This window comes from Niabella yanshanensis, from assembly GCF_034424215.1.
Classification (GTDB): domain Bacteria; phylum Bacteroidota; class Bacteroidia; order Chitinophagales; family Chitinophagaceae; genus Niabella; species Niabella yanshanensis.
Map to the genome: position 1 here is coordinate 3,231,124 of NZ_CP139960.1, position 22,310 is coordinate 3,253,433.

The 22,310-nt window shown below is 42.4% G+C and carries 20 protein-coding genes and 1 tRNA gene; 15 read left to right on the plus strand and 6 right to left on the minus strand.

All coding sequences use genetic code 11. The features are described from left to right. Window positions 1–1,869: a tRNA uridine-5-carboxymethylaminomethyl(34) synthesis enzyme MnmG gene (gene mnmG, locus U0035_RS13470; protein ID WP_114790291.1), complete on the plus strand. Its 1,869-nt coding sequence runs from the start codon at window positions 1–3 to the stop codon at window positions 1,867–1,869. 9 nt (window positions 1,870–1,878) lie between these two features. Here the strand turns inward: mnmG and U0035_RS13475 are convergent, their stop codons facing one another. Next, a complete protein-coding gene (locus U0035_RS13475; protein ID WP_211316386.1) occupies window positions 1,879–2,589 on the minus strand; it encodes a M28 family peptidase in 711 nt (236 codons plus the stop codon). A 526-nt stretch (window positions 2,590–3,115) separates the two neighbouring features. Here U0035_RS13475 and U0035_RS13480 point away from each other — a divergent pair. Continuing rightward, the gene (locus U0035_RS13480; protein ID WP_114790293.1) at window positions 3,116–4,552 is read left to right on the plus strand and encodes a phage tail sheath family protein; all 1,437 of its coding nucleotides are present in this window, start codon (window positions 3,116–3,118) and stop codon (window positions 4,550–4,552) included. A gap of 579 nt (window positions 4,553–5,131) precedes the next feature. On the opposite strand, the gene U0035_RS22990 is transcribed toward U0035_RS13480, so the two are convergent. The 3 genes from U0035_RS22990 to recQ form a co-directional block, all read right to left on the minus strand. Continuing rightward, entirely contained in the window at window positions 5,132–5,446 is a 315-nt protein-coding gene (locus U0035_RS22990; RefSeq protein WP_114790294.1) for a GIY-YIG nuclease family protein, read from the minus strand. A 44-nt stretch (window positions 5,447–5,490) separates the two neighbouring features. Next, window positions 5,491–5,563, minus strand: a tRNA-Phe gene (locus tag U0035_RS13485). 69 nt (window positions 5,564–5,632) lie between these two features. Then, entirely contained in the window at window positions 5,633–7,894 is a 2,262-nt protein-coding gene (gene recQ / locus U0035_RS13490; protein ID WP_114790295.1) for a DNA helicase RecQ, read from the minus strand. Between the two features lie 312 nt (window positions 7,895–8,206). On the opposite strand from recQ, the gene U0035_RS13495 reads away from it, so the two are divergent. The 7 genes from U0035_RS13495 to U0035_RS13525 all read left to right on the plus strand — a co-directional run bounded on the left by U0035_RS13495 (window position 8,207) and on the right by U0035_RS13525 (window position 13,727). Next, window positions 8,207–9,169, plus strand: a complete 963-nt coding sequence (locus tag U0035_RS13495; protein ID WP_211316387.1) for a KpsF/GutQ family sugar-phosphate isomerase — start codon at window positions 8,207–8,209, stop codon at window positions 9,167–9,169. Window positions 9,170–9,172: 3 nt separating this feature from the next. Then, entirely contained in the window at window positions 9,173–10,255 is a 1,083-nt protein-coding gene (locus U0035_RS13500; RefSeq protein WP_114790296.1) for a mannose-1-phosphate guanylyltransferase, read from the plus strand. Window positions 10,256–10,287: 32 nt separating this feature from the next. Further along, window positions 10,288–11,031, plus strand: coding sequence for a 3'-5' exonuclease (locus U0035_RS13505; RefSeq protein WP_114790297.1), 744 nt, complete (start codon window positions 10,288–10,290; stop codon window positions 11,029–11,031). Between the two features lie 148 nt (window positions 11,032–11,179). Next, window positions 11,180–11,932, plus strand: coding sequence for an outer membrane beta-barrel protein (locus U0035_RS13510; RefSeq protein ID WP_114790298.1), 753 nt, complete (start codon window positions 11,180–11,182; stop codon window positions 11,930–11,932). A gap of 292 nt (window positions 11,933–12,224) precedes the next feature. After that, window positions 12,225–12,746, plus strand: a complete 522-nt coding sequence (locus U0035_RS13515) for a DUF4269 domain-containing protein (protein ID WP_114790299.1) — start codon at window positions 12,225–12,227, stop codon at window positions 12,744–12,746. A 24-nt stretch (window positions 12,747–12,770) separates the two neighbouring features. Then, on the plus strand, window positions 12,771–13,334 hold the full coding sequence (locus U0035_RS13520; protein WP_114790300.1) for a Crp/Fnr family transcriptional regulator: 564 nt from the start codon (window positions 12,771–12,773) through the stop codon (window positions 13,332–13,334). Between the two features lie 66 nt (window positions 13,335–13,400). Beyond that, window positions 13,401–13,727: a DMT family transporter gene (locus U0035_RS13525; protein WP_114790301.1), complete on the plus strand. Its 327-nt coding sequence runs from the start codon at window positions 13,401–13,403 to the stop codon at window positions 13,725–13,727. Here U0035_RS13525 and U0035_RS13530 read toward each other — a convergent pair. Both U0035_RS13530 and U0035_RS13535 read right to left on the minus strand, forming a co-directional pair. Continuing rightward, the gene (locus tag U0035_RS13530) at window positions 13,724–14,830 is read right to left on the minus strand and encodes an SDR family NAD(P)-dependent oxidoreductase (protein WP_245957679.1); all 1,107 of its coding nucleotides are present in this window, start codon (window positions 14,828–14,830) and stop codon (window positions 13,724–13,726) included. The genes U0035_RS13525 and U0035_RS13530 overlap by 4 nt on opposite strands. A gap of 11 nt (window positions 14,831–14,841) precedes the next feature. Further along, window positions 14,842–16,089: a PQQ-dependent sugar dehydrogenase gene (locus tag U0035_RS13535; protein WP_114790302.1), complete on the minus strand. Its 1,248-nt coding sequence runs from the start codon at window positions 16,087–16,089 to the stop codon at window positions 14,842–14,844. A gap of 210 nt (window positions 16,090–16,299) precedes the next feature. Between U0035_RS13535 and U0035_RS13540 the strand changes: the two genes are divergently transcribed. From U0035_RS13540 to U0035_RS13565, 6 genes are all read left to right on the plus strand, one after another. After that, a complete protein-coding gene (locus U0035_RS13540; RefSeq protein ID WP_245957680.1) occupies window positions 16,300–17,073 on the plus strand; it encodes an SCO family protein in 774 nt (257 codons plus the stop codon). Next, complete coding sequence (locus tag U0035_RS13545; RefSeq protein ID WP_114790304.1) at window positions 17,060–17,599, plus strand: DUF420 domain-containing protein; 540 nt, start codon at window positions 17,060–17,062, stop codon at window positions 17,597–17,599. Before U0035_RS13540 ends, U0035_RS13545 begins: the two co-directional genes overlap by 14 nt. A 120-nt stretch (window positions 17,600–17,719) precedes the next feature. After that, a complete protein-coding gene (murA, locus tag U0035_RS13550) occupies window positions 17,720–19,030 on the plus strand; it encodes a UDP-N-acetylglucosamine 1-carboxyvinyltransferase (protein ID WP_114790305.1) in 1,311 nt (436 codons plus the stop codon). 103 nt (window positions 19,031–19,133) lie between these two features. Next, complete coding sequence (locus tag U0035_RS13555; RefSeq protein ID WP_114790306.1) at window positions 19,134–20,021, plus strand: bestrophin family protein; 888 nt, start codon at window positions 19,134–19,136, stop codon at window positions 20,019–20,021. A gap of 264 nt (window positions 20,022–20,285) precedes the next feature. Continuing rightward, window positions 20,286–20,861, plus strand: a complete 576-nt coding sequence (gene gmk / locus U0035_RS13560) for a guanylate kinase (protein ID WP_114790508.1) — start codon at window positions 20,286–20,288, stop codon at window positions 20,859–20,861. Window positions 20,862–20,974: 113 nt separating this feature from the next. Then, complete coding sequence (locus U0035_RS13565) at window positions 20,975–22,222, plus strand: hemolysin family protein (protein WP_114790307.1); 1,248 nt, start codon at window positions 20,975–20,977, stop codon at window positions 22,220–22,222. The last annotated feature ends 88 nt before the right edge of the window (window positions 22,223–22,310 follow it).

The following is a 22,310-nucleotide window of genomic DNA, read 5'->3' on the forward strand; positions in this document are numbered from 1 at the left end:
ATGTTTCCTGAATATGATGTAATAGTAGTTGGTGCAGGTCATGCTGGTTGCGAAGCAGCTGCTGCAGCGGCCAACATGGGTTCAAAAACTCTTTTAGTAACCATGAATATGCAGACAATTGCTCAAATGAGCTGCAATCCTGCTATGGGTGGCATTGCTAAGGGTCAGATCGTACGTGAGATTGATGCCATGGGCGGCTACTCAGGCATTGTAACTGATCTTTCTATGATCCAGTTCAGGATGCTGAACCGTTCTAAAGGCCCGGCCATGTGGAGCCCAAGGGCGCAGAGCGATCGAATGGTGTTTGCTGCCAAATGGAGGGAAATGCTGGAACACACACTTAACCTGGATTTTTATCAGGATATGGTGAAAGGACTATTAGTGAAAGACAAGCGTGTTTCGGGCGTTATTACCGGTCTTGGACATGAAATAAAAGCAAAAGCGGTTGTATTAACCAATGGCACTTTCCTTAATGGTATCATTCATATAGGAGAAAAACAATTTGGTGGTGGAAGGGTTGCTGAGAAAGCAGCCAGTGGTATTACAGAGCAATTGGTATCACTGGGTTTTGAAAGCGACCGTTTAAAAACAGGAACGCCACCCAGAGTAGATGGAAGAAGTCTGGATTACACCAAAATGGAAGTTCAGGAAGGGGATGAAGATATTGTAGGTTTTTCTTTTACAGATACAGAAAAGATCAGCGCAAAAAATCAACGCTGTTGCTGGATTACCTACACCAGCCCCGAAGTTCATGAAATATTAAAAACCGGTTTCGATAGAAGCCCCATGTTCGCTGGCCGGATAGATGGGGTTGGACCCAGGTATTGCCCCAGCATTGAAGATAAGATCAACCGTTTTGCAGACAGAGACCGTCACCAGCTTTTTGTTGAACCCGAGGGCTGGAACACCGTGGAAATTTATGTGAACGGGTTTTCTACTTCATTACCTGAAGACGTTCAATACAAAGCATTGAGAACGGTACCCGGATTTGAAAACGCACGCTTGTTCAGGCCCGGGTATGCCATTGAATACGATTATTTTCCACCTACACAGTTAACCAATACATTAGAGACCAAGTTAATTGGCGGTTTATTTTTTGCCGGACAAATTAATGGTACTACTGGTTATGAAGAAGCAGCCTGCCAGGGATTGATGGCCGGAATTAATGCCCACCTGAATGTGCACGAACAGGATGCGTTGATATTAAAACGAAGCGAAGCTTATATCGGTGTGTTAATTGATGATCTGATCAATAAAGGAACAGAAGAGCCTTACCGCATGTTTACTTCCCGCGCCGAGTATCGGACACTGCTGAGGCAGGATAACGCTGATGCCCGTTTAACGCCATTAAGCTATCAATTGGGTCTGGCTAAAGAAGAAAGAATGGAAAAGATCCGGCAAAAAAATGAAAATGTAGCCGGGATTAAAAATATACTTAAAAACACCGTTGTAACTCCCGATCAGATCAATGGATTCCTTGAATCCGTCAACTCTTCTAAAATAACAGAAAAACAAAGAGCAGAGAAAATATTGCTAAGACCAAATATAGAACTATCAGACCTTTCGGGAGCCTTGCCTTTTCTTGATGAATCGTTGAAGAACTATTCAAAAGAAGAGATGGAACAGGCCGCTATACAGGTGAAATATGATACTTATATTGAGAAAGAAAGGGAGATCGTTACCCGGATGAGTGAAATGGAAAGCCTGACTATTCCGGACAGTTTTGATTATGGAAAACTTTCGTCGCTGGGAAACGAAGCCAAAGAAAAGTTGAATAGGATTCGCCCGAAAACATTGGGACAGGCCAGCAGGATCTCTGGAATTAATCCAAGTGATGTTCAAATACTAATGGTTTATATGGGCAGATAAATTAAATATTTATTTAATGTGTTTAATTGTCCTGAAAATTCCGTCTATCGTTAATCCCATTTTAGCCAGGTTAAGTGTGAACAACTGATCAGTGACCCGGTGATAATTACCATTACGGAAGAATGCGGTATTAGTTACCATAAGAGCGCTGTATCCAAATTTCCAGTAATTCCTGTGATCTGAAAGATCGACCCCGCCTATAAACCCCGGAACCTTGAAAGATTTGGCACTAATAGAATTATTTTCAAAGTATAACCGTTTAAACTGATTGGCAAAACTTCCGCTAAAGGAGTTCAGCGCCAAAGTAATGTAGTCGCCCCGATCCCCGTAAATCCATTTCATCAATCCAACAGGATAAGATTGAGAGGCTGGTGCATCAGAATAGTATCCAATCATTTCCAGGGAAACCATTCCTTTAACCGCATGGTTTTTGTCAAACAATGATCGGGCGTGCACATAGCTGCCCATATGCTCTGTTCTAAAATAGGGTGGCTCTTCCAGGGTATAAGCCACGAGATCAATCCTGTATGGCAACATTTGATTTTTTAGAAGCCTGGCCAGCTCCAGGAGGCCTACCACACCGCTGGCATTATCATCGGCGCCATCCTGTTCACCACACACATCATAGTGAGCGCCTATTATCAGTATTTCAGCGTCTTCAGGCCCAAAAGAGGCAATAACGTTTTTGTAAGTATTGCCTTCTACGTTATACGCCTGCATTCCAGTTCGGATTGTATATTTTGAAAATTCATTGCGGATTCTCTCGGATACGGTATCTAATACAGCTACATTTTTATAATGGCGTGGCTTTTCAGTATTCAGTATCAGATCAAAATTCCTTTTCAAATTAAGGGTATCCGCCAAACGGGGTAAATCTTTTGGTGCAGATGCAACCGGATAACTTTGAATAATAAAAAAGGCAATCAAAATCATGACGATCGCGACAAAGTATTTAAGAATCGTCTTCACAGGACTGTGTTTGGTTATCATATGGTTAAATGTTACCCGCTAAAATATTGAAAGATCAAATGATTCAAACAAGATAACCGTATTTATTTATTGAACAGAATCGCTCAATCGTAATACGGATCCCGGAGAATATCTGTCACCTGATTTGGGTATTATTTTGACAGCTTCAATTTTATAATTTAGTAGCAGACGAGCGAAAGTTTCATCCGCCGAAAAAATACTGGTGGAGGAAATCATAATCCCGGTGATTGTCTTTGCTTATTTAAACAAAGGAAGCATGACCAGATATAAAACGCCTGGTATATATATAGAAGAAGGGCCTGTCTTACTGCCTTCTGTTACGCAGGTTGCAACGGCTATTCCGGCTTTTATAGGATATACGCAAAAGGCCCTTGACAGCAATAATGTGAGTCTTCTTAACCAACCAACACGTATCACATCTCTAAAAGAGTATGAAACTTTTTTTGGTAAAGCAGCTAATGAGGATAACCTGGAGGTGATATGGGTACAACAGCAGGCCGCAGGTGTAAGTACAAAGGAAACCATATCTGTAAAGTTTAACGGACCATCGTCAAAACATGTTATGTACTATGCGCTTCAATCTTACTTTGCTAACGGGGGAGGCCATTGCTTAATCGTTTCAGTTGGGCCTTTTAAGGAAATATCGGGACAAAGATTATCATTGGAGGAAATGAGTGCCGGGCTATATGCCTTGGCCAGAGAGGAAGATCCGACATTAATTGTTTTTCCTGAAGGACAAAATATGGTTGAATCGGATTACTATCGTTTGCAAAATGATGCGTTGACTCAATGCAATCTTTCAGGTGATCGGTTTAGTATCCTGGATCTGCATACGGGAAATAACTTACTCACGTCTGGCGATGTTTCTGCATCAGTAGCTTCATTCCGAAAGAGTATTACGCATCATTTAAAATATGGCGCTGCTTATTTCCCTAATATCAAAACTATTTTTCCCTATCAATATCATGACGCTGCTGTTGACATTGTGCATATGGTAAACAAAAAGCCAGGAAGTTTTAATGGTGCTGCTTTGGCGAATCTCAAAAACAGGGAAAATGCGGCTTACAATAGATCAGCTTATACAAAGATAAAACAGGCCATTGAGGCATTTGGAGTAGTAATTCCGCCATCTGCTGCTATAGCAGGTGTATATGTAGCAGTGGATACGGCCAGAGGGGTATGGAAAGTTCCGGCCAATATAGAATTGAAAGGGGTTCTCGGCCTGACTTATCATGTAACTCCTACCGAGCAATCCTCGCTTAATGTAGATGCTGTAAGCGGCAAATCTATTAATTGTATAAGATCATTCAATAGTAAGGGAACCCGGGTTTGGGGTGCGCGTACCCTGGCTGGCAACGACAATGAATGGCGTTATATACCGGTTCGCCGGCTCTTCAACATGGTGGAGGAAAGTTGCAGGAAAGCTTCTGGTCAGTTTGTTTTTGAACCCAATGATGCCCACACCTGGGTAAAGGCAAAAGCTATGATTGAAAATTACCTGACGATTCTATGGAAGCGAGGCGCATTAACCGGGACCAAACCCGCCGATGCTTTCTATGTGGCCTGTGGATTGAACCAGACAATGACGGCACAAGATGTTTTGAATGGCAATTTAATCGTGGAAATAGGTATGGCGGCCATTCGTCCGGCAGAATTTATCATACTGCGCTTTTCTGTAAAAATGCGACAGTAACCGGCAAGCGAAATTCTGAAACCTAGATAGTTCAGCAATTATAAACCGGTTACGCTAAAGACAAACGACACCCGGTTTTTTACCTTGGGCATAAAACAAATAATATAGACAAATAATTGATTATAAACATAATACAAGTTAAAAAACACATTGAATATCCGTAAAACCAATTATAGTTGCTTTTATATTTGTCGATTTAGCAATTAATTTTGTGTAACAATAACACGATGGGGTTATTACAGAGGGAAGGAAAAGTGAGATAAAATAGATTATTCGAAGATTTTTCATATGGCAAGCAATCGTTAGAGGTCAGTCCGTTTCTACGGAAGGACCTTTTTTTATTTTTACAACTTTGCGAAGCCGCTGCACTATGTAATCGCTTCAAGTCCATTTTCTGGGATCATTAAAAGAGTCGTACTGAATAAAGACTAATTCTTTGCGTTGGCTCCGGAGTTTCCGAAGAGCCGGGCCGGGTAGAGGAGGAGCAATAATTAATATAAAAGCAAAAATCCACTCCTCAAAGAGTGGATTTTCGTGGTGTGGGCCGGCTCCGAAACTTCGGAGGAACCGGCGATGGTTCTAACCACTAATTTCAATATCGAATCGTTGCTTTACAATGATTTTAAAATTTGCAAAGAAAACCGGATCGTTGATGAGTTGTTCTATAAACTTTCTGGATTTCATGGATTTGATATACCGCTCTATCTTGAGTGCATCAGCTCTGCTTTTGCATTGAATTAGTTTTCTTATAACCCAATCACCGGCAACCCTGGTACTGGCTGCAGCATATTTTGCGGTATTGTGTTCAGCTAACCTGTTTTCGGGAAATGCAGATTCGCCAACATAATATCGTTGTGTAACCTGTGAAAATAGGATGTATACGTAGTGCATCATAAGGGTATAAAAGCAAAAATCCACTCTCAAAGAGTGGATTTTCGTGGTGTGGGCCGGGATCGAACCGGCGACACAAGGATTTTCAGTCCTTTGCTCTACCGACTGAGCTACCGCACCATCCGTAATCGGGTTGCAAAAATAGTGGTTTTTTTATAACAACGCATATTATTGTCAAAAAAATGTTAGTTACATCCCATATTCAGCCAGAAACTTAATTCGCATGATCTTAAGTTGCTCCCAGTTAAAATCAAACTCAGACAGCTCCTGCTGTGCAACATCCAGCGATGAAGTTTCGCAGGTTTTGAAATACTCGATGATCTCTTCCTGATCCGCTTCATCAAGCATTTCGTCAATGGCGTAACCCAGGTTGAGTTTGGTTCCGCTGGCGGCAATAGTTTCCATTTCTTCCAAAAGCTCCGATATCTTCCATCCCTTATTTTTCGCAATAGTTTCTAGCGGTATCTTTTTATCCGTTTGCTGGATAATATAAACTTTATTGCCGCTTTTGTTAACCACGCTTTTCATTACGAAATCATCCGGCTTCACAATATTGTTTTCCTCTACGTAACGGGCAATCAGCTCAATAAAGGGCTTTCCGTAACGCCTTGCCTTTGCGCCGCTTACACCCTGGCATTTTTCAAGCTCCTGCAATGTAGTTGGGTAGAGCGTAGCCATATCCTGAAGCGAAGTTTCCAGGAAAATTACCCAGGGAACCAGGTTTACTTTCTTAGCCTGCTTGTGGCGCAGCTCTTTCAGCATTTCAAATAACTTGTCATCTGTAGTGGCGGCCTCTCCGTTTCCATCTCCGCCCTCTTCATCGTCACCCACCGCATCTTCAAACTTATTATTCAATACAATAGTGAAGCTTTTAGGCTTCTTCGTAAAATCGTTGCCTTTGTCGGTGACCTTCAAAACGCCATATTCTTCAATATCTTTCCTGATGAGTCCTTCCAGGATCATTTGACGAATCAAGGAGTTCCAGAAATGAGCATCATGTTCCTTACCTGCACCAAAACTACTCAAACCCTCATGCCGGAACATTTTTACCTGCGGTGTGAGCTTACCGCTAACAATATTAACCAGGTAATCCGTAGCAAATCTCTCATCCAGTTCTTTAAGTGCTTTTAAAGTCACCAGAACTTCGGCTTTAGCTTCAATTTTTTCTTTAGGATTTTTACAGTTATCACAATTGCCGCAATTGTCTTCCAGGTAATGTTCGCCAAAATAACTCAGGATCACTTTCCTACGACATACACCACTTTCGGCGTAGGCCACCGTTTCATTGATCAGCTGTGCGCCTACTTCGCGTTCGCTAAGTGGCTTATCACGCATTAAATGCTCCAGTTTGCTCACATCTTTATGAGAATAATACAGCACGCATTTACCTTCCAGGCCATCCCGCCCGGCACGGCCTGTTTCCTGGTAATAATTCTCAATCGATTTGGGTATATTATAATGAATAACAAACCGGATATCGGGTTTGTCAATCCCCATTCCAAAAGCGATAGTGGCTACAATAACCTGCACATCTTCGTTCAGAAAGTCATCCTGGCGTTTGGCACGCAGTTTTGCATCAAGACCGGCGTGGTAGGCAACCGCCTTAATACCATTCGCTTCTAAAATGCTTGCCAGCTCCTCGGTGGTTTTACGGTTGAGCGTATAAATGATCCCGCTCTTATTCTTCATTCCCTTGATAAAACGCACGATGCTCTCATCCGTTTGATTCTTTTTTATCTTGGGAAGAATTTCATAATAAAGATTTTCCCGGTTGAAAGAAGAAATAAAAATGTTGGGATTACGCAGGTCCAGGTTTTTTACAATATCGCTCTGAACTTTTGGCGTAGCCGTAGCTGTCAAAGCAATAACCGGAACCTGGTCATTGATCTGGTCCATCATCTCCCGAAGTCTCCTGTATTCAGGCCGGAAGTCATGACCCCATTCACTGATACAGTGTGCTTCATCCACCGCGAAGAAAGAAATATCCAGATCGCTGAAGAAAGCCAGATTTTCCTGTTTGGTCAGGGTCTCCGGTGCCACATAAAGCAATTTTGTTTTGCCGGACAACAGGTCGTCATGAACCTCTTTTATTTCTTTTTTATTGAGTGTTGAATTTAGAAAATGGGCTACTTCGTCGTTACTGTTATACCCTCTTACCAGGTCCACCTGGTTTTTCATCAGGGCAATAAGTGGAGAAACAATAATTGCAACCCCTTTTAGCATCACTGCCGGCAGCTGGTAGCATAAACTCTTTCCGCCGCCGGTTGGCATTATTACAAATGTATCATTGCCGGCAAGTAAAGACTCGATAATAGCTTCCTGCTTGCCTTTAAATTGTTTGAATCCGAAATGCTTCTGCAACTCTTTTTGCAGGTCTATTTTAGCCTTAGGCTTTTGCTCAGGTTCTTTTTTGGCTTTTTTTGGAGCCGCTTTTGCTGATTTAACTCCCATTATAACAAATCCATAATATTTAAAAAAATCAAGTGTAAAAAGATACACCAGTTATCCTTAATAAAAAAATATTCTTTAGAAAGGCGTGCTAAGTTAGTCTAACTAATGAAACGATTAAAAGCAAAAAAGGTTAAAAGTTTCTTTGTGAGATGGAACCCTCTGTCTGCATAGTTATCGTCATACCCATAAAAAATGTGCTTACTTGTTGATCATCAAAGCGCCATGTTTTCTTTTTCTTTGTTTGAAGTGATTACCGAAAGCTTTTTCTTTTTTAAAAGTATAAACCAATATTTTTGCCTTTTGCTGTAAATCATGCCACAATCACCCAAAAATATCGCCCTTCGTGTTATAGCAATGGAAGCTGCAGCTATAAGGGACCTGGGGGGCCTGATTAACGATCATTTCGACGAGGCCATTGAATTGTTACAAAATTGCAAAGGACGTGTGGTTCTGAGTGGCATTGGCAAAAGTTCGCTGATTGCGCAGAAAATAGTAGCAACATTTAACTCTACAGGGACGCCCTCTATTTTTATGCATGCGGCAGACGCATTACATGGCGATCTGGGAATTGTGCAGGAAAATGATGTGGTTATTATGGTAAGTAAAAGCGGCAACAGCCCGGAAATAAAAGCGTTGATCCCACTTATTAAGAACTTTGGCAACAGGCTGATTGCTATCTCAGGCAACAACCAGTCTTTATTGGCCTTGCAGGCTGATGTATTTTTAGACACCACCGTACAGCAGGAAGCGTGTCCGAACAACCTGGCGCCCACTACCAGTACCACTGCACAATTGGTAATGGGCGACGCTTTGGCTGTTTGCTTAATGGAGCTAAAGGGTTTCAGAGACGGGGACTTCGCAAAATTTCATCCGGGCGGAACATTGGGTAAAAAATTGTACCTGCGTGTAGCAGATGTTTGTGCGCATAATGAGAAGCCCTCCGTTTTTGCAGATCAGACATTAAAAGAAGTTATTGTGGAAATAACAAAAAGGCGACTGGGCGTTACGGCAGTGGTTGATGAACAGCACAACCTGACCGGGATCATTACAGATGGAGACCTGAGACGGATGCTGGAGAAGAATACGGACATCGACCATATTGCAGCAAAAGATATCATGACACGTGCGCCCAAAAGTATTGTAGCGGAAGAGCTGGCTGTAACAGCTCTGGATATGATGCGTAAACATTCCATAACCCAATTAGCGGTTACCAATGGAACAAAATATTCCGGCATCATACATATTCACGATTTATTAAAAGAAGGGTTAATTTAATTTATGAATAAGAACCATTATGTAGCAATTATGGCTGGTGGCATTGGAAGCCGTTTCTGGCCAAAGAGCCGGACCAGTTTTCCGAAGCAGTTTTTAGATATATTAGGCACCGGTAAAACGCTGATACAGGCTACATTTGCACGTTATAGTAAAATTGTGCCCGTAGAGAATATTTTTGTAGTCACGTCAGAAGATTACGCCAATATTGTACACGAACAGTTACCCGACCTGCCCCAGGGTAATATTGTTGCCGAACCGTTCAGAAAAAATACGGCGCCCTGCATTGCTTATATTGCTTTCAAAATTCATGAGCTGAATCCGGATGCTGTGATGATTGCCGCACCTGCCGACAATCATATTCTGGACGAAGAGAATTTTGGAGGAGTAATGCATAAAGCCCTGGATTTTGTTTCACATGTAAGCGCTTTAACCACTGTTGGCATCATGCCTACTCATCCTAACACAGGCTATGGATATATACAGCATGAGGGACCCGAAGCAGCCCCGGGAATTTATAAAGTCAAAACCTTTACCGAAAAGCCCAACCTGGAGCTGGCTAAAACCTTTATCGAAAGCGGGGATTTTCTGTGGAACAGCGGTATTTTTACCTGGAAATGTAAAACAATTATCAGTGCTTTTGAGCAGCATCTGCCCGAGGTGTTTGAGCTATTTGACGGAGAAAAAGAGCAGCTCAACACGCCTGCTGAAAAAAAGACCATTGAGTCTGTTTACTCTCAATGTCCCAGTATCTCTATCGATTTCGGGATTATGGAGAAGGCAAACAATGTATACATCATTCCCGCCTCTTTTTCATGGAGTGACCTGGGCACCTGGAACAGCGCTCATGCCAATATGGAAAAAGATTACTTTGATAATGCTGTTGTTGGCGATAATGTAATGGTTTTTGATACCCATCATTGCATGATCCACACTTCCAATAAGAAAATGATTCTTGTGCAGGGTTTGGAAGATTATATAGTGGTGGACACAGATGATGTTTTGATGATCTGTAAAAAGGAAAAAGAACAGGATATCAAAGACTATGTTTCGGAGATTAAAAGAACAAAGGGAGATAAATATTTATAATTACCGCATAATAGGCGTAATTTTAAGTAACTATGTTAAGCAGCTACCCGGTACAAAACATCCTGTTTTTAGATATTGAAACAGTGCCGCAGGAGTCGGACTACAGCCAGTTAGCCGATGATTGGAAAGTGCTCTGGAACGGTAAAGCCAATATACTTTTACGAAACAAGGAGGAGGAAACTCCTGAAACCATTTATGAGCGGGCGGGTATTTACGCGGAGTTTGGCAAAATCATCTGCATTAGCTGCGGTGTGATACAGGGGCCGGAAGGTAACCGCAAGCTGGTTATCAAGTCTTTTGCAGGAAGCGACGAAAAAGAGCTGCTTCGCAATTTTAGCGAAATGCTGGCTAAATGGAGCCCGTCTGCCGGGCGGCCAGGCAGCAATGAGCCCAAATACCTATGTGCCCATAATGGTAAAGAATTCGATTTTCCTTATATCTGCCGACGCCTTATAATCAACTATTTGCCCATTCCTATATTGCTTAACATCGCAGGCAAAAAGCCCTGGGAAGTACATCACCTTGATACAATGGAGCTGTGGAAGTTTGGAGATTATAAAAGTTATACGACCCTCAACCTCCTGGCCCATAGCCTTGGCATACCAACACCTAAAGACGATATCGATGGCAGCATGGTAGCTAAAGTATATTACGAAGAGAAAAATATCGACCGAATTGTAACCTACTGTCAGAAAGACGTGATAACGCTGGCACACATATTCCTTCGATTCATGGGAGAAAGACCGCTACCTGCTGAAGCGGTTGAGATAAAGTAGCGATCAGTTTTTTCAGCCGAAATCTACTTATTCCGGCCCTGAACAGGCGCCAAACTTCTGAGGCCTGTAAAAATGTTATAGGCCGTAAGCCTGCATTAACCTATTTTTAACCGAAATAAAAATATATTTGCGCCAATCTAAAATATTTATGAAGAAAATTCTATTTGCTGCTTGCGCTTTATTATTTGCAGGAAGTGTTTTTGCTCAGGTTGATACCACAACAAGACCTGAACTGGTGGTAAGCGAGCCAGCTAAAAAACCAAAGAAAAAATATAATCTGACCAACCGTGCTAATGACCATTTCTTAGTACAGCTGGGTTATACCAATTGGATGGATGCACCGGACAGCATTTCAACCAAAGGCTTATCAAGAAGTATTAATGCCTATTTCATGTTCGATTTTCCATTTAAGAGCTCTCCCAAACTAAGTGCAGCAATTGGCGCCGGTGTAGGTTCTGATCACGTGTTTCTTGATGGAAGCTTCGCTGATGTTAAGGGAAGAACGAATACTATGCGCTTTTACGGGGGAGATACAGCGAATGTAGACGTGAAAAAAACAAAAGTAGTTACAACTTACCTTGAAGCTCCTATTGAGTTGCGCTTTACGGCAAACCCTGAACAAAGCGATAAAAGCTTCAAAGTGGCCATAGGAGTAAAAGTGGGAACGATGTTAAAAGGAGGTACACGTAGCCGGATTACAGAACCTAATTCGACACCAAACTACCTGCTGAAAGAGTCGAGCAAAACATATTTTAATACAACGCGCATTGTAGGTACCGCCCGCATAGGTCTTGGGCATTTTACACTGTTTGGAACTTACCAGTTTACCAGTTTGCTAAAAGCCGGTGCAGGTCCGCAGCTAAAGCCGTATACAATCGGTCTGAGCTTTGGCGGTCTTTAAAAATAAGCACAACAATATTCAGGAGGCGACGGATACGTCGCTTTTTTTGTAGACAATATTAACCCTGAATCATTTTGGATTGGAAACATTCCCGCAGGATAGGGCTGATTTTGCACGTAGCAGCTTTAATGGCGGATGGAATGAACTGATCGGGAAACTTTTACCCGGGCATTTGTCTGGCAATTAAGAAAGCGCTTTAATAGTTTATATAGGGTGGAAGAGCCGCCCGTTTATTTTGATCAAATATTTAATACTACATTCGGCACTGTATATAAAACGCAGACCCAATCATATGCTGTTTCAGGATATCAGCTATTTACAAAACGGAACGATCCGGCAGCAGGAAGCTTTTACTGTTCTGCACCAGAATATGATGCTGGAAAAATTAAGCGCATTCGATCCGGTTTTGGTTGGAACTATACCCATTAATATAGACATCGAAACCAGTGACCTGGATATTATTTGCTGCTTCGAAAATAAAAACATTTACAGGGATACAATCGTGAAGCTGTTTAAAGACTTCGAACTTTTTTCGATCCGGGAAAGGGAAGATAAAGAGGAGACCGTTATCGCCGGCTTTTTCACAGGTGGTTTTAGGGTTGAGATATTTGGACAGAATATTCCCTGCAGGCAGCAATTCGGCTACCGGCACCTGTTGATAGAGCAAGAGCTCCTGAAAAAATACGGGGAAATTTTCCGTCAACAGATTATAGCGCTGAAAAAAAAGGGTTATAAAACAGAACCGGCTTTTGCTCAGGTTCTTAAGCTTGAAGGCGACCCGTACCAGGCGCTTCTTCAGTTAGAAATAGGATAGATGAATAATCAAAACATAATTTGAATGGAAGTTGATTGGATACTCGACACTATTTATCCGCTCCCTGCAATATCAAAAGCGGCGCTTGTTGCAACCCTGCAAGAAGTGAGTTATCCGAAAGGGCATATATTGCTCAGGGCTCAAAAAGTGGAAACATCTGTCTATTTTATTAAAACCGGAATGGTGAGAGCATATCATAGTACTGCAGAAACCGAAGTCACTTTCTGGTTCGGGCAGGAGGGAGATCCGGTGATTTCTATGAAAAGTTATATAGAAAACAAAAAGGGATATGAAGATGTAGAGCTGCTGGAAAACACAGTACTGTACCAGATTTCATCCCAAAAATTGCACGCACTTTTCAACGAAGACCTGCATATAGCAAACTGGGGAAGAAAACTGGCAGAACAGGAATTAATCAAAACCGAAGAGCGGCTGATTGCAATGCAATTTAAGACGGCAACGCAGCGATATAAAGACCTCCTGGAGCAGCAACCCAGGTTACTCAACCGTGTTTCACTGGGCCATATTGCATCTTACCTGGGCATAACCCAGGTAAGCCTCAGCCGGATCAGAGCAGAAATACGATAGGCGGTTTTTATCATTTGTAAAAAGAATCCCGCAGTTAATAACGGAACTTTGCGGCAAATTAAAAATATGAACTGGATTATTTTGATTATCGCCGGCTTATTTGAAGTAGCCTTTGCCTCCTGCCTGGGAAAGGCCAAAGAAACATCGGGAACGGAAATGTATGCCTGGTATGTCGGGTTTTTAGTTGCACTGACTATCAGTATGCTGTTGTTAATGAAAGCAACGCAAACATTGCCTATTGGTACAGCTTATGCAGTTTGGACAGGAATAGGTGCTGTAGGCACGGCATTAATGGGAATGATCTTTTTTAAAGATCCGGCCAGTTTTTGGAGGGTATTTTTTATTATCACGCTGATCGGGTCTATTATAGGGTTAAAAGCCGTATCTCATTAATCAGGCTTTGCCACATTTGCTGCATACTTACTGCAGGCTTTTTGAATCGTCTCTTCCAGCGGCGTATAAGAAAAATCAGGCAAAGCTTTCAGTAATTTGGCGTTGTCAAACCTGGTAAAACTGTTGGCAACCTTAGCGCTTTCCTTTGTGAGGAGCGGCTTTTTTCCTGAGAATACTGATTTTAATTTTTCTAATCTCCAGGCCACACCGGAAAGAAAAGGTGTGGCTTCCTTATAGGGGCGTTTTTTACCAAAGTGATCAGCCATGGTGTTAAACAATTTACGGAAAGACCAGTTGTCGTTGCAAACAATATAGCGCTCTTCGGTAACAGGGCTTTTAAGTAGCAAAACAGCTGCCCGCGCCACATCCTCTACATCTGCAAAACCATTAACACCGTTGGTATACCATTTAAACTGGTTATAAGCGCTTTTAAAGATGCCGCTGCTGCTTTGGTTCCAGTTGCCGTAACCTAAAACGGTGGCCGGGTTTAATATCACGCCTTCCAATCCTTCGGCAAATCCCCTCCATACCTCCAGCTCGGCTTTAAACTTACTAATCGCATAGTGGGTATTGGCATTGGAATCTTCCCACTGGGCTTTCTCATTCACGGTTCCACCAGCTAGCTTTCTGCCAATTGCGGCAACAGAGCTGATATAAACGATACGGGGAACACTATTTTCAAGCGCTGTATTGACCACATTTTTGGTGCCCTCAATATTTACATGGTACATCTTGCTTCTTTCCTTCTTGCTAAAAGAAACAATTGCCGCGCTGTGAATAACAGCATCTATGCCCTGCATGGCATCTTCGAGTGCAATAACATCTAATATATCTCCTTCCACCCATTCTACTTTATCAAAAACAGCCGGCTCAATAAACTCAGGAAATTTTGCAGAACTGCGTTTAATAGCTCTTACATTAAGCCCTTGCTGTACCAGTTCTTTAATGATATAGGCGCCAACAAAGCCGGTGCCGCCGGTTATAAGAATATTTGAGATTTGAGGTTTGATATTAAATATTTTGCGCAAAAGTAACACAATTCCAACCGATAGAGGGGTGTTCATGCCATAAAGCGAAACAAAAAAATGGCGCCGGAGCGCCATTGAAAATGTATTTATTTTTTACCGATCCGGTAGAGCTTTCCATGAGCCCCATCGCATACGGCATATAGCGCGCCGTCCTTGCCCTGCTGCACATCTCTGAAACGGTCCTGCCGGTCGGTTAACAAGCGCTCTTCACCTATCACTTTGTTATTCTTTATTTCAAGCCTCAAAATATGTGATCCGCTCAAACAACCAATGAAAAGGTTATTCTTCCATTCAGGAATAAGGTCGCCGGAATAAAAGGTCATACCACTGGGCGATACAACCGGGTCCCAGTAATAAGCCGGCTGCTCCATGCCTTCTTTTTGTGTAAGGCCGTCTCCAATTTTTCCGCCGCTGTATTCTAAACCGTAACTGATGGCAGGCCAGCCATAATTTTTGCCGGCTTCAATACGGTTTACTTCGTCACCACCACGGGGTCCAAATTCATTTTCCCACAAATCGCCCGTTTCCGGGTGAATAGCCAAACCTTGTACATTTCTGTGACCATAGGTATAGTTTTCCGGCATGGCGCCCGCTGTATTTATAAACGGATTGCCTGCGGCAGGCTTGCCCTCTTTTGTAATGCGGACGATTTTACCCAAACCAGTAGCTAGGTCCTGCGATTTAGGCCTGGTTTCAAGGTCGGAACGCTCGCCGGTACTTACAAAAAGATTTCCGTTTTTGTCGAAAAGGATACGGCCTCCGTAGTGCAGCGTGCCCGCAAAAGCAGGAGTAGCACGGTAAATAACCACCGGGCCTTCAATCTTTTTTTCATCATCTGCCAGGCGGCCTTTGGCAACCGCAGTTAGGTTTCCGCCTCCTGTTTTCTCCGAGAATACCCAATATACCATACGGTTATTGCCAAAATCCGGATCCAGTGTTAAACCAAGCAATCCACCCTGGCCTTCGGAGCTGACAGCAGGCAATCCTAAAATCGGTGTGGACAATTCCCCGCCGGTAGTAGCAATACGCAGGGTGCCGCCCTTTTCTGTTATTAATAACCGGCCATCAGGTAACACTGCTATTCCCCAGGGATTTACAAGGCCTTCCGAAATCACTTTGATATCCAGTTCTGTAGCCGTTTTCATACCAGCTATCCGGGTTTGTCCCTCAAACGCAGGCTTGTATTTAGTGTTGGCCTCTTTGGTTTCAACCGGGGGTAAATTATGGAGGGTAGAGTCTTTATCTGCTGCTGCGTCGGGCTTGGATTCGTGGCTGTTACCACTGCAACTGATCAGTACAGCGGAACTAATTACCGCGAAAATTTTAGGGATCATTGGCGTCATTTTTAATCTAAAAATAAGTGTAAAGAGGTATTATTAATGCAACCTGCGTAAATAAAAAGAAGAAATCCTGCCGGGCTATCGCTTTATTTTACGAATTTCGCGAAAATTTTTTTACCGGAGCTTTTACCGGTTTCCCGAATAAAGATCCGTTCACTAAATACATCATTTACCTTGAGTAAAAAAGGTTTATATGCTGTTTTGATGGCATTACTACTGCCACTGGCCTGTTATTTAATTATTCGCCATTACAGCAATGAAGCAACTTCGATGCCGAGGCGTTATATGCCCGACAGTGTGAGCACACGCCTGGAAAATGGCAAGCAGGTAACAGATACCATATGGCATAAAGTGCCCGATTTTTCGCTGATCAATCAACTGGGAGATTCTGTTCGGTTAAGTGACTATGAAGGAAAGATCATTATTGCCGATTTCTTCTTTACGCATTGCCCCACTATCTGTCCCGCGTTAACGACCAACATGCGCACGCTTGAAAAAGCAATTACCAATGCGCAACGGGTTGGAGATAAAACCAATACTAATATACACTACCTGTCTTTTTCGGTTGACCCTGAAAGAGACTCTGTAGCACAGCTGAAAAAATGGGCAGACCGTTTCCAGATCAATCCCGAACAATGGGACCTGCTCACCGGGGACAAAAAAACCATCTATGATCTGGCTATCAACGACCTGAAGCTGGGTTTGGTTGACGGAAAGGGAATAGATACGTCATTTATACATACCGATCATTTTGTATTGATCGACGGCAAGCGCCATATCAGGGGTTATTATCACGGGCTCGATTCTGCCGATCTGAAAAAACTTTCAAGAGACGCCGTTTTACTAACGTTGGAAAAAGACCGCAGTAGGAAAAGTGGTTTGCCTGTAAAGGTGCTGGCTATTGCTTTTTTAGTAGCAGCGGTGGCGGTGGGCTTGTTTATGATATTATTTAAAAAGAAAAAGAATGCTGAAGACTAGTTGGAAAAAGAACGATAAAAGGGCAAACTGGCTGATTATATCGTTTTCAGTGGTGGTGTTTTTAATTATAGCTGCGTTAGGGCGTGTGCACCTGCAGGTAGATCTTGGTTTTGATGTGCACGTATTTGCGTTGACTAACGCAGTGATTAATTCAATAGTAGCTGTTTTGCTGGTAGCTGCATTAGTGGTGGTGAAAAAGGGACACTATGAACTTCATAAAAAGATCATGCTTTTTGCAATGGTTTTATCCATTCTTTTCCTGGTAAGCTATATCTGTCACCACTTGTTTGCCGGCGACACCAAATTTGGGGGTACCGGCGGATTAAAAACTTTTTACTACATCATTCTTCTAACGCATATTCCTTTGGCTGGTATTATTCTTCCTTTTATATTGTTTACAGCCTACCGCGGTTTAGTGGGAGAGTATCCACGGCACAAAAAAATTGCAAGAATAACCTGGCCGCTCTGGTTATATGTTGCTGTTACCGGCCCGGTTATCTATATACTTATCAGCCCGTATTATTAAAAACAAATTTTTAAATAGATTTAAAATGGCCATCCTTACCCGATGGCCATTTTTGTGTCAACACATAAACTATGGAAATAAGTTTCCACCTATCTTCGTTTTAATATAAATAAGAAATCAATGAACGTATTTGAAGTACGCGGAGGAAAGAAGCTACAGGGAGAAATTGTACCACAGGGTGCCAAAAATGAGGCATTACAAATAATAAGTGCAGTCTTGCTAACGCCTGAAGAGGTCACTATTAACAATATTCCGGATATACTGGATGTAAACCTTTTGATAGAACTGCTTTCAGAAATGAATGTAAAGGTGAACAGAACCAGTCGCAGTACCTGCATTTTTAAAGCCGATGATGTAAACATTGATTATTTACACAGCCCTGAGTTCAAAAAGAAAAGTGGCAGGCTTCGTGGAAGTGTGATGCTGGCCGGAGCGATGCTGGCACGCTATAAAAAAGCATTTATTCCCAAACCGGGAGGAGACAAGATTGGAAGACGGAGGCTGGATACACATGTGATCGGCTTCCAGAAGTTGGGAACGCAATTGGACTACAACCAGGAAGATGGGTTTTTTCATCTTACGGCTGAAGAATTGAAGGGTACCTATATGTTGTTAGATGAACCTTCGGTAACAGGAACCGCAAATATCGTAATGGCCGCTACAATGGCTACGGGAACCACAACCATTTACAATGCTGCCTGCGAACCTTATTTACAGCAATTATGTAAAATGCTTAACCGTATGGGAGCAAAGATCAGCGGCATTGGCAGTAACTTATTGGTAATTGAAGGGGTGGATTACCTGGGAGGTACTACACATGCTATGTTACCCGATATGATAGAAGTAGGCTCTTTTATTGGGTTAGCCGCTATGACAAAAGGCGATATTACCATTAAAAATGCCGGAATTAATGACCTCGGGATTATACCTGAGAAATTCAGGCAACTGGGCATTGCCATGGACTTTAAAGGCGATGACATACATATTCCCTCACAGGATAGCTATACCATACAAAAATACCTCGATGGGGGGGTATTGACTATTTACGATCATCCCTGGCCCGGCTTTACACCCGACTTGTTGAGCATTGTACTTGTAACGGCAATACAGGCGCACGGAAGTGTTTTGATACACCAGAAAATGTTTGAAAGCCGCCTGTTTTTTGTAGATAAACTGATCGAAATGGGTGCGCAGATCATCCTTTGTGATCCGCACCGGGCGGTAGTTATTGGTCTCGAAAGAGAACATCAATTAAGAGGAATTACTATGAGTAGCCCCGATATACGGGCAGGAGTAGCTTTGCTGATCGCTGCGCTGAGTGCTGAGGGAAAAAGCACCATACAGAATATAGAGCAAATAGATCGCGGCTATCAAAACATAGACACACGTTTGCAGGCCCTGGGCGCAGATATTAAACGCGTGGCAATTTAACCCCCGTGAGAGAGGATAGATGACGGTTGACAGATTAAAAGCTGAATGCCTCTAAAATTGCTGTTCCCTGCCAGCAGTCATCTATCAACAGTCAACTAAAAACATGAAATACTACAATACAAAAGACTGGCTGGGCATTCTTTTTAAAGTTACCAAAGCCGATGTATTAAGAAAGCTTTGGTGGATCTTATTGATTATTGCCGCCTACTCGGGTTTTATCGCCTACCTGGAGCTGGGTTACTGGAAACTCTCGGACAAAAGCGTTATTAAAAATCTGCCGATACTTCATTCGCTTTTAGGTTTTGCCATTTCGCTGGTGCTGGTATTCAGAACCAATACAGCTTATGACAGATGGTGGGAGGGGCGTAAGCTTTGGGGCGCATTGATGAACAATTCGCGTAACCTGGCCTTAAAGCTATCTGTGGTATTAAGAGAAGATCAAAAAGAGGAGCGGGAGTTTTTCAGAAACATCATACCCGGTTATGCACAGGCCCTGCATCAGCACTTGTTGAAAGAGCGTACCCGGATCATGTTATTTGATGAAAACGACCAGACCCAAAAAATCATTTCAACAATAGACACGGAGAAACATGTTCCCAACCAGGTAGCAGGCCTCATTTATGAGCATGTAAAAAAGTTATATAGAGATGGATCCATTAGCGGCGAGGTGTTGCTTTTTTTAAATGGCGAGCTGCAGTCTTTTACAGATATATGTGGCGCTTGCGAGCGTATTAAAAACACACCGATCCCCTCGTCCTATGGTATTTTTATAAAAAGATTCGTGCTCATTTACCTCCTAACTTTACCCTGGGGCTATGTATTTCAACTGGGTTACTGGGTGGTGCCGGTTGTTGTTTTTATTGCTTACGTACTTGCCAGCCTGGAGTTAATTGCAGAAGAAATAGAAGATCCATTTGGCGGAGATGAAAATGACCTGCCTACGTATAAAATGGCGGATAATATCAGGAGAAGTGTAGAGGAGATATTGTAGAAAACAGTTGCGCTAAAACGATCCCTGGTTTAAACTACGGCCTGTTTTAATAATAGTCAATATCAACCCTTAACAGCGGCCATAGCTTGTATAATTCAACTAGGTCTCATAAACTTAATCGTTCAAAATTTTTACTCCCGGCACAAATACCGTAATTTCCCTTGTATATTAAATTATTCTTTCTGGTTAAGGGGAACACCATTAAATTTTTCATCCACTCCCTCGCGTAATTTGCGGATGAAAAAATTTAATGTACGTTTGTGTATGGCTTCCCACAACAAAAAAATAATCATCATTACAGCTCCTTCAGGCGCCGGTAAAACATCCATCACCCATTTTTTACTGGAGAAATATCCGCAGCTGGCATTCTCTATTTCTGCAGCTACCCGTTCTCCGCGCGGCAATGAGGTTGATGGAAAGGATTATTATTTTATGAAAGTGGAAGACTTTCAGCAAAAAATACAAAAAGGAGAATTTGTTGAATGGGAAATGGTGTATGAAGGGAAGTATTATGGAACACTTAAGAAAGAACTGGACAGGCTCTGGAAAGAAAATAAGTGTCCCTTGCTGGATATCGATGTAAAAGGCGCCATACATGTACAAACACAATATCCTCAAAGTGTGTTATCTATCTTCATCGAGCCGCCATCAGTCAGAGAACTGGCCAGAAGACTGGCCAGCCGCGGTACCGAAACAGAAGAGTCGTTACAAACAAGGGTTAATAAGGCAGAATATGAAATGTCCTTCAGCCATCACTTTCACCACGTTATTGTAAACGATGATCTGGGGGAAGCTTGTGAAGAGGCTGAAAAACTGATCACTGCATTCTTGGCGAAATAGCCGGGTTTGATTATAAATAAGTTGTTTATGGAAGGCCTGTACCCCGAAAATTTTACCATTAATATTTAGTTTTTTACATTCATTATTCAAACGGGCCTTTGTATCTTTAGAATATGGACGTAACTCTTATTTCCTGGTGCGCCGCATTGTTGTTTATGATGTTTTTTGCGGGCATAGAAATGGCTTTTTATAGCGCTAGCCGGCTAAACATAGAACTAAAAAGAAAACAGGACACCGCCACGGGCAACCGGCTGGGTCGCTTTATTGATGCACCCGCTGTTTTTCTGGGGGTAGCCATCACAGGCTATATCATTGCATTAACCATTTTTGTATTGCTTACTGCGGAAGTTGCACAGCCGCTTTGGCAAAAGCTACCCGTAAATGCCCGTTGGGTTCAAATTATACTGGAAGTTCTTTTTAACGTTTTGGTAGCGTTGATTTTTGCCGAGTTCATTCCGAGAGCGCTGTTCAGGGCCAAAAGCAATGCTTTGCTGAGTGGATTCTCTCTTTTTTTCAGTTTCTTTTTCTGGTTGTTTGCTCCCTTTGTTCGGGGTATGTTCCTGCTTACCAACTGGATCCTTAAATACGTTTTTAATGTTCGCTTAGATAAAAGCAAGTCTCCGCTAAGCAAAAATGAATTACGTTTTGTTTTTTCAGACGGCATTAAAGAAAGTTCCAAGGCCGAAACCAGCACCCAGCTACTCGAAAATGCCCAGGAGCTGCCACATATCAAGATCAGGCAGTCCATGGTGCCCCGTAAAGAAGTGATTGGTGTGGATGTGAAAACCTCCATAGAAGAGTTGCATCAACGGTTTATCGACACCAAAAGAACACGGATCATTGTTTATGAAGACTCTATCGATAATATCCTGGGTTATGTACACCAGTTAGATTTGTTTAAAAAGCCATCAGACATCAGGAGCATTCTTATTAATATACTGGCGGTGCCTCAGAGTATGAACGCGGTAGATCTTATTTATAAATTCAGCCATGAGGCCAAAAGCATCGCCTGGGTGGTAGATGAATTTGGCGGTACCGCAGGTATTATCACTATGGAAGATGTACTGGAAGAACTGTTTGGCGAGATCTGGGATGAGTACGATACCGAAAAATTTGTAGAAAAGCAAATTGCAGAAGGGGAGTATATATTTTCGGGCCGGCTGGAGCTTGATTATATCGAAAAAAAGTATGAGCTGAACTTTGAGGGCCATGATACCGAAACCCTCTCAGGCTATATCATTAACCATCATGAAACCATACCGGCACAAAAAGAGCGCATTATCATTGGCGACTATGAGTTTGACGTGCTGGGTGTCACCCATACCCGTATTGAAATGGTAAAGCTCAAAAAGCTGAAATAGTTCATTGTCAATAGTTCGTGGAAGACGGCAGATTGGTGGTGCCAGTTCTTTCTAAAAGAAACGGAGATGGAATCTATGAACAATCAAC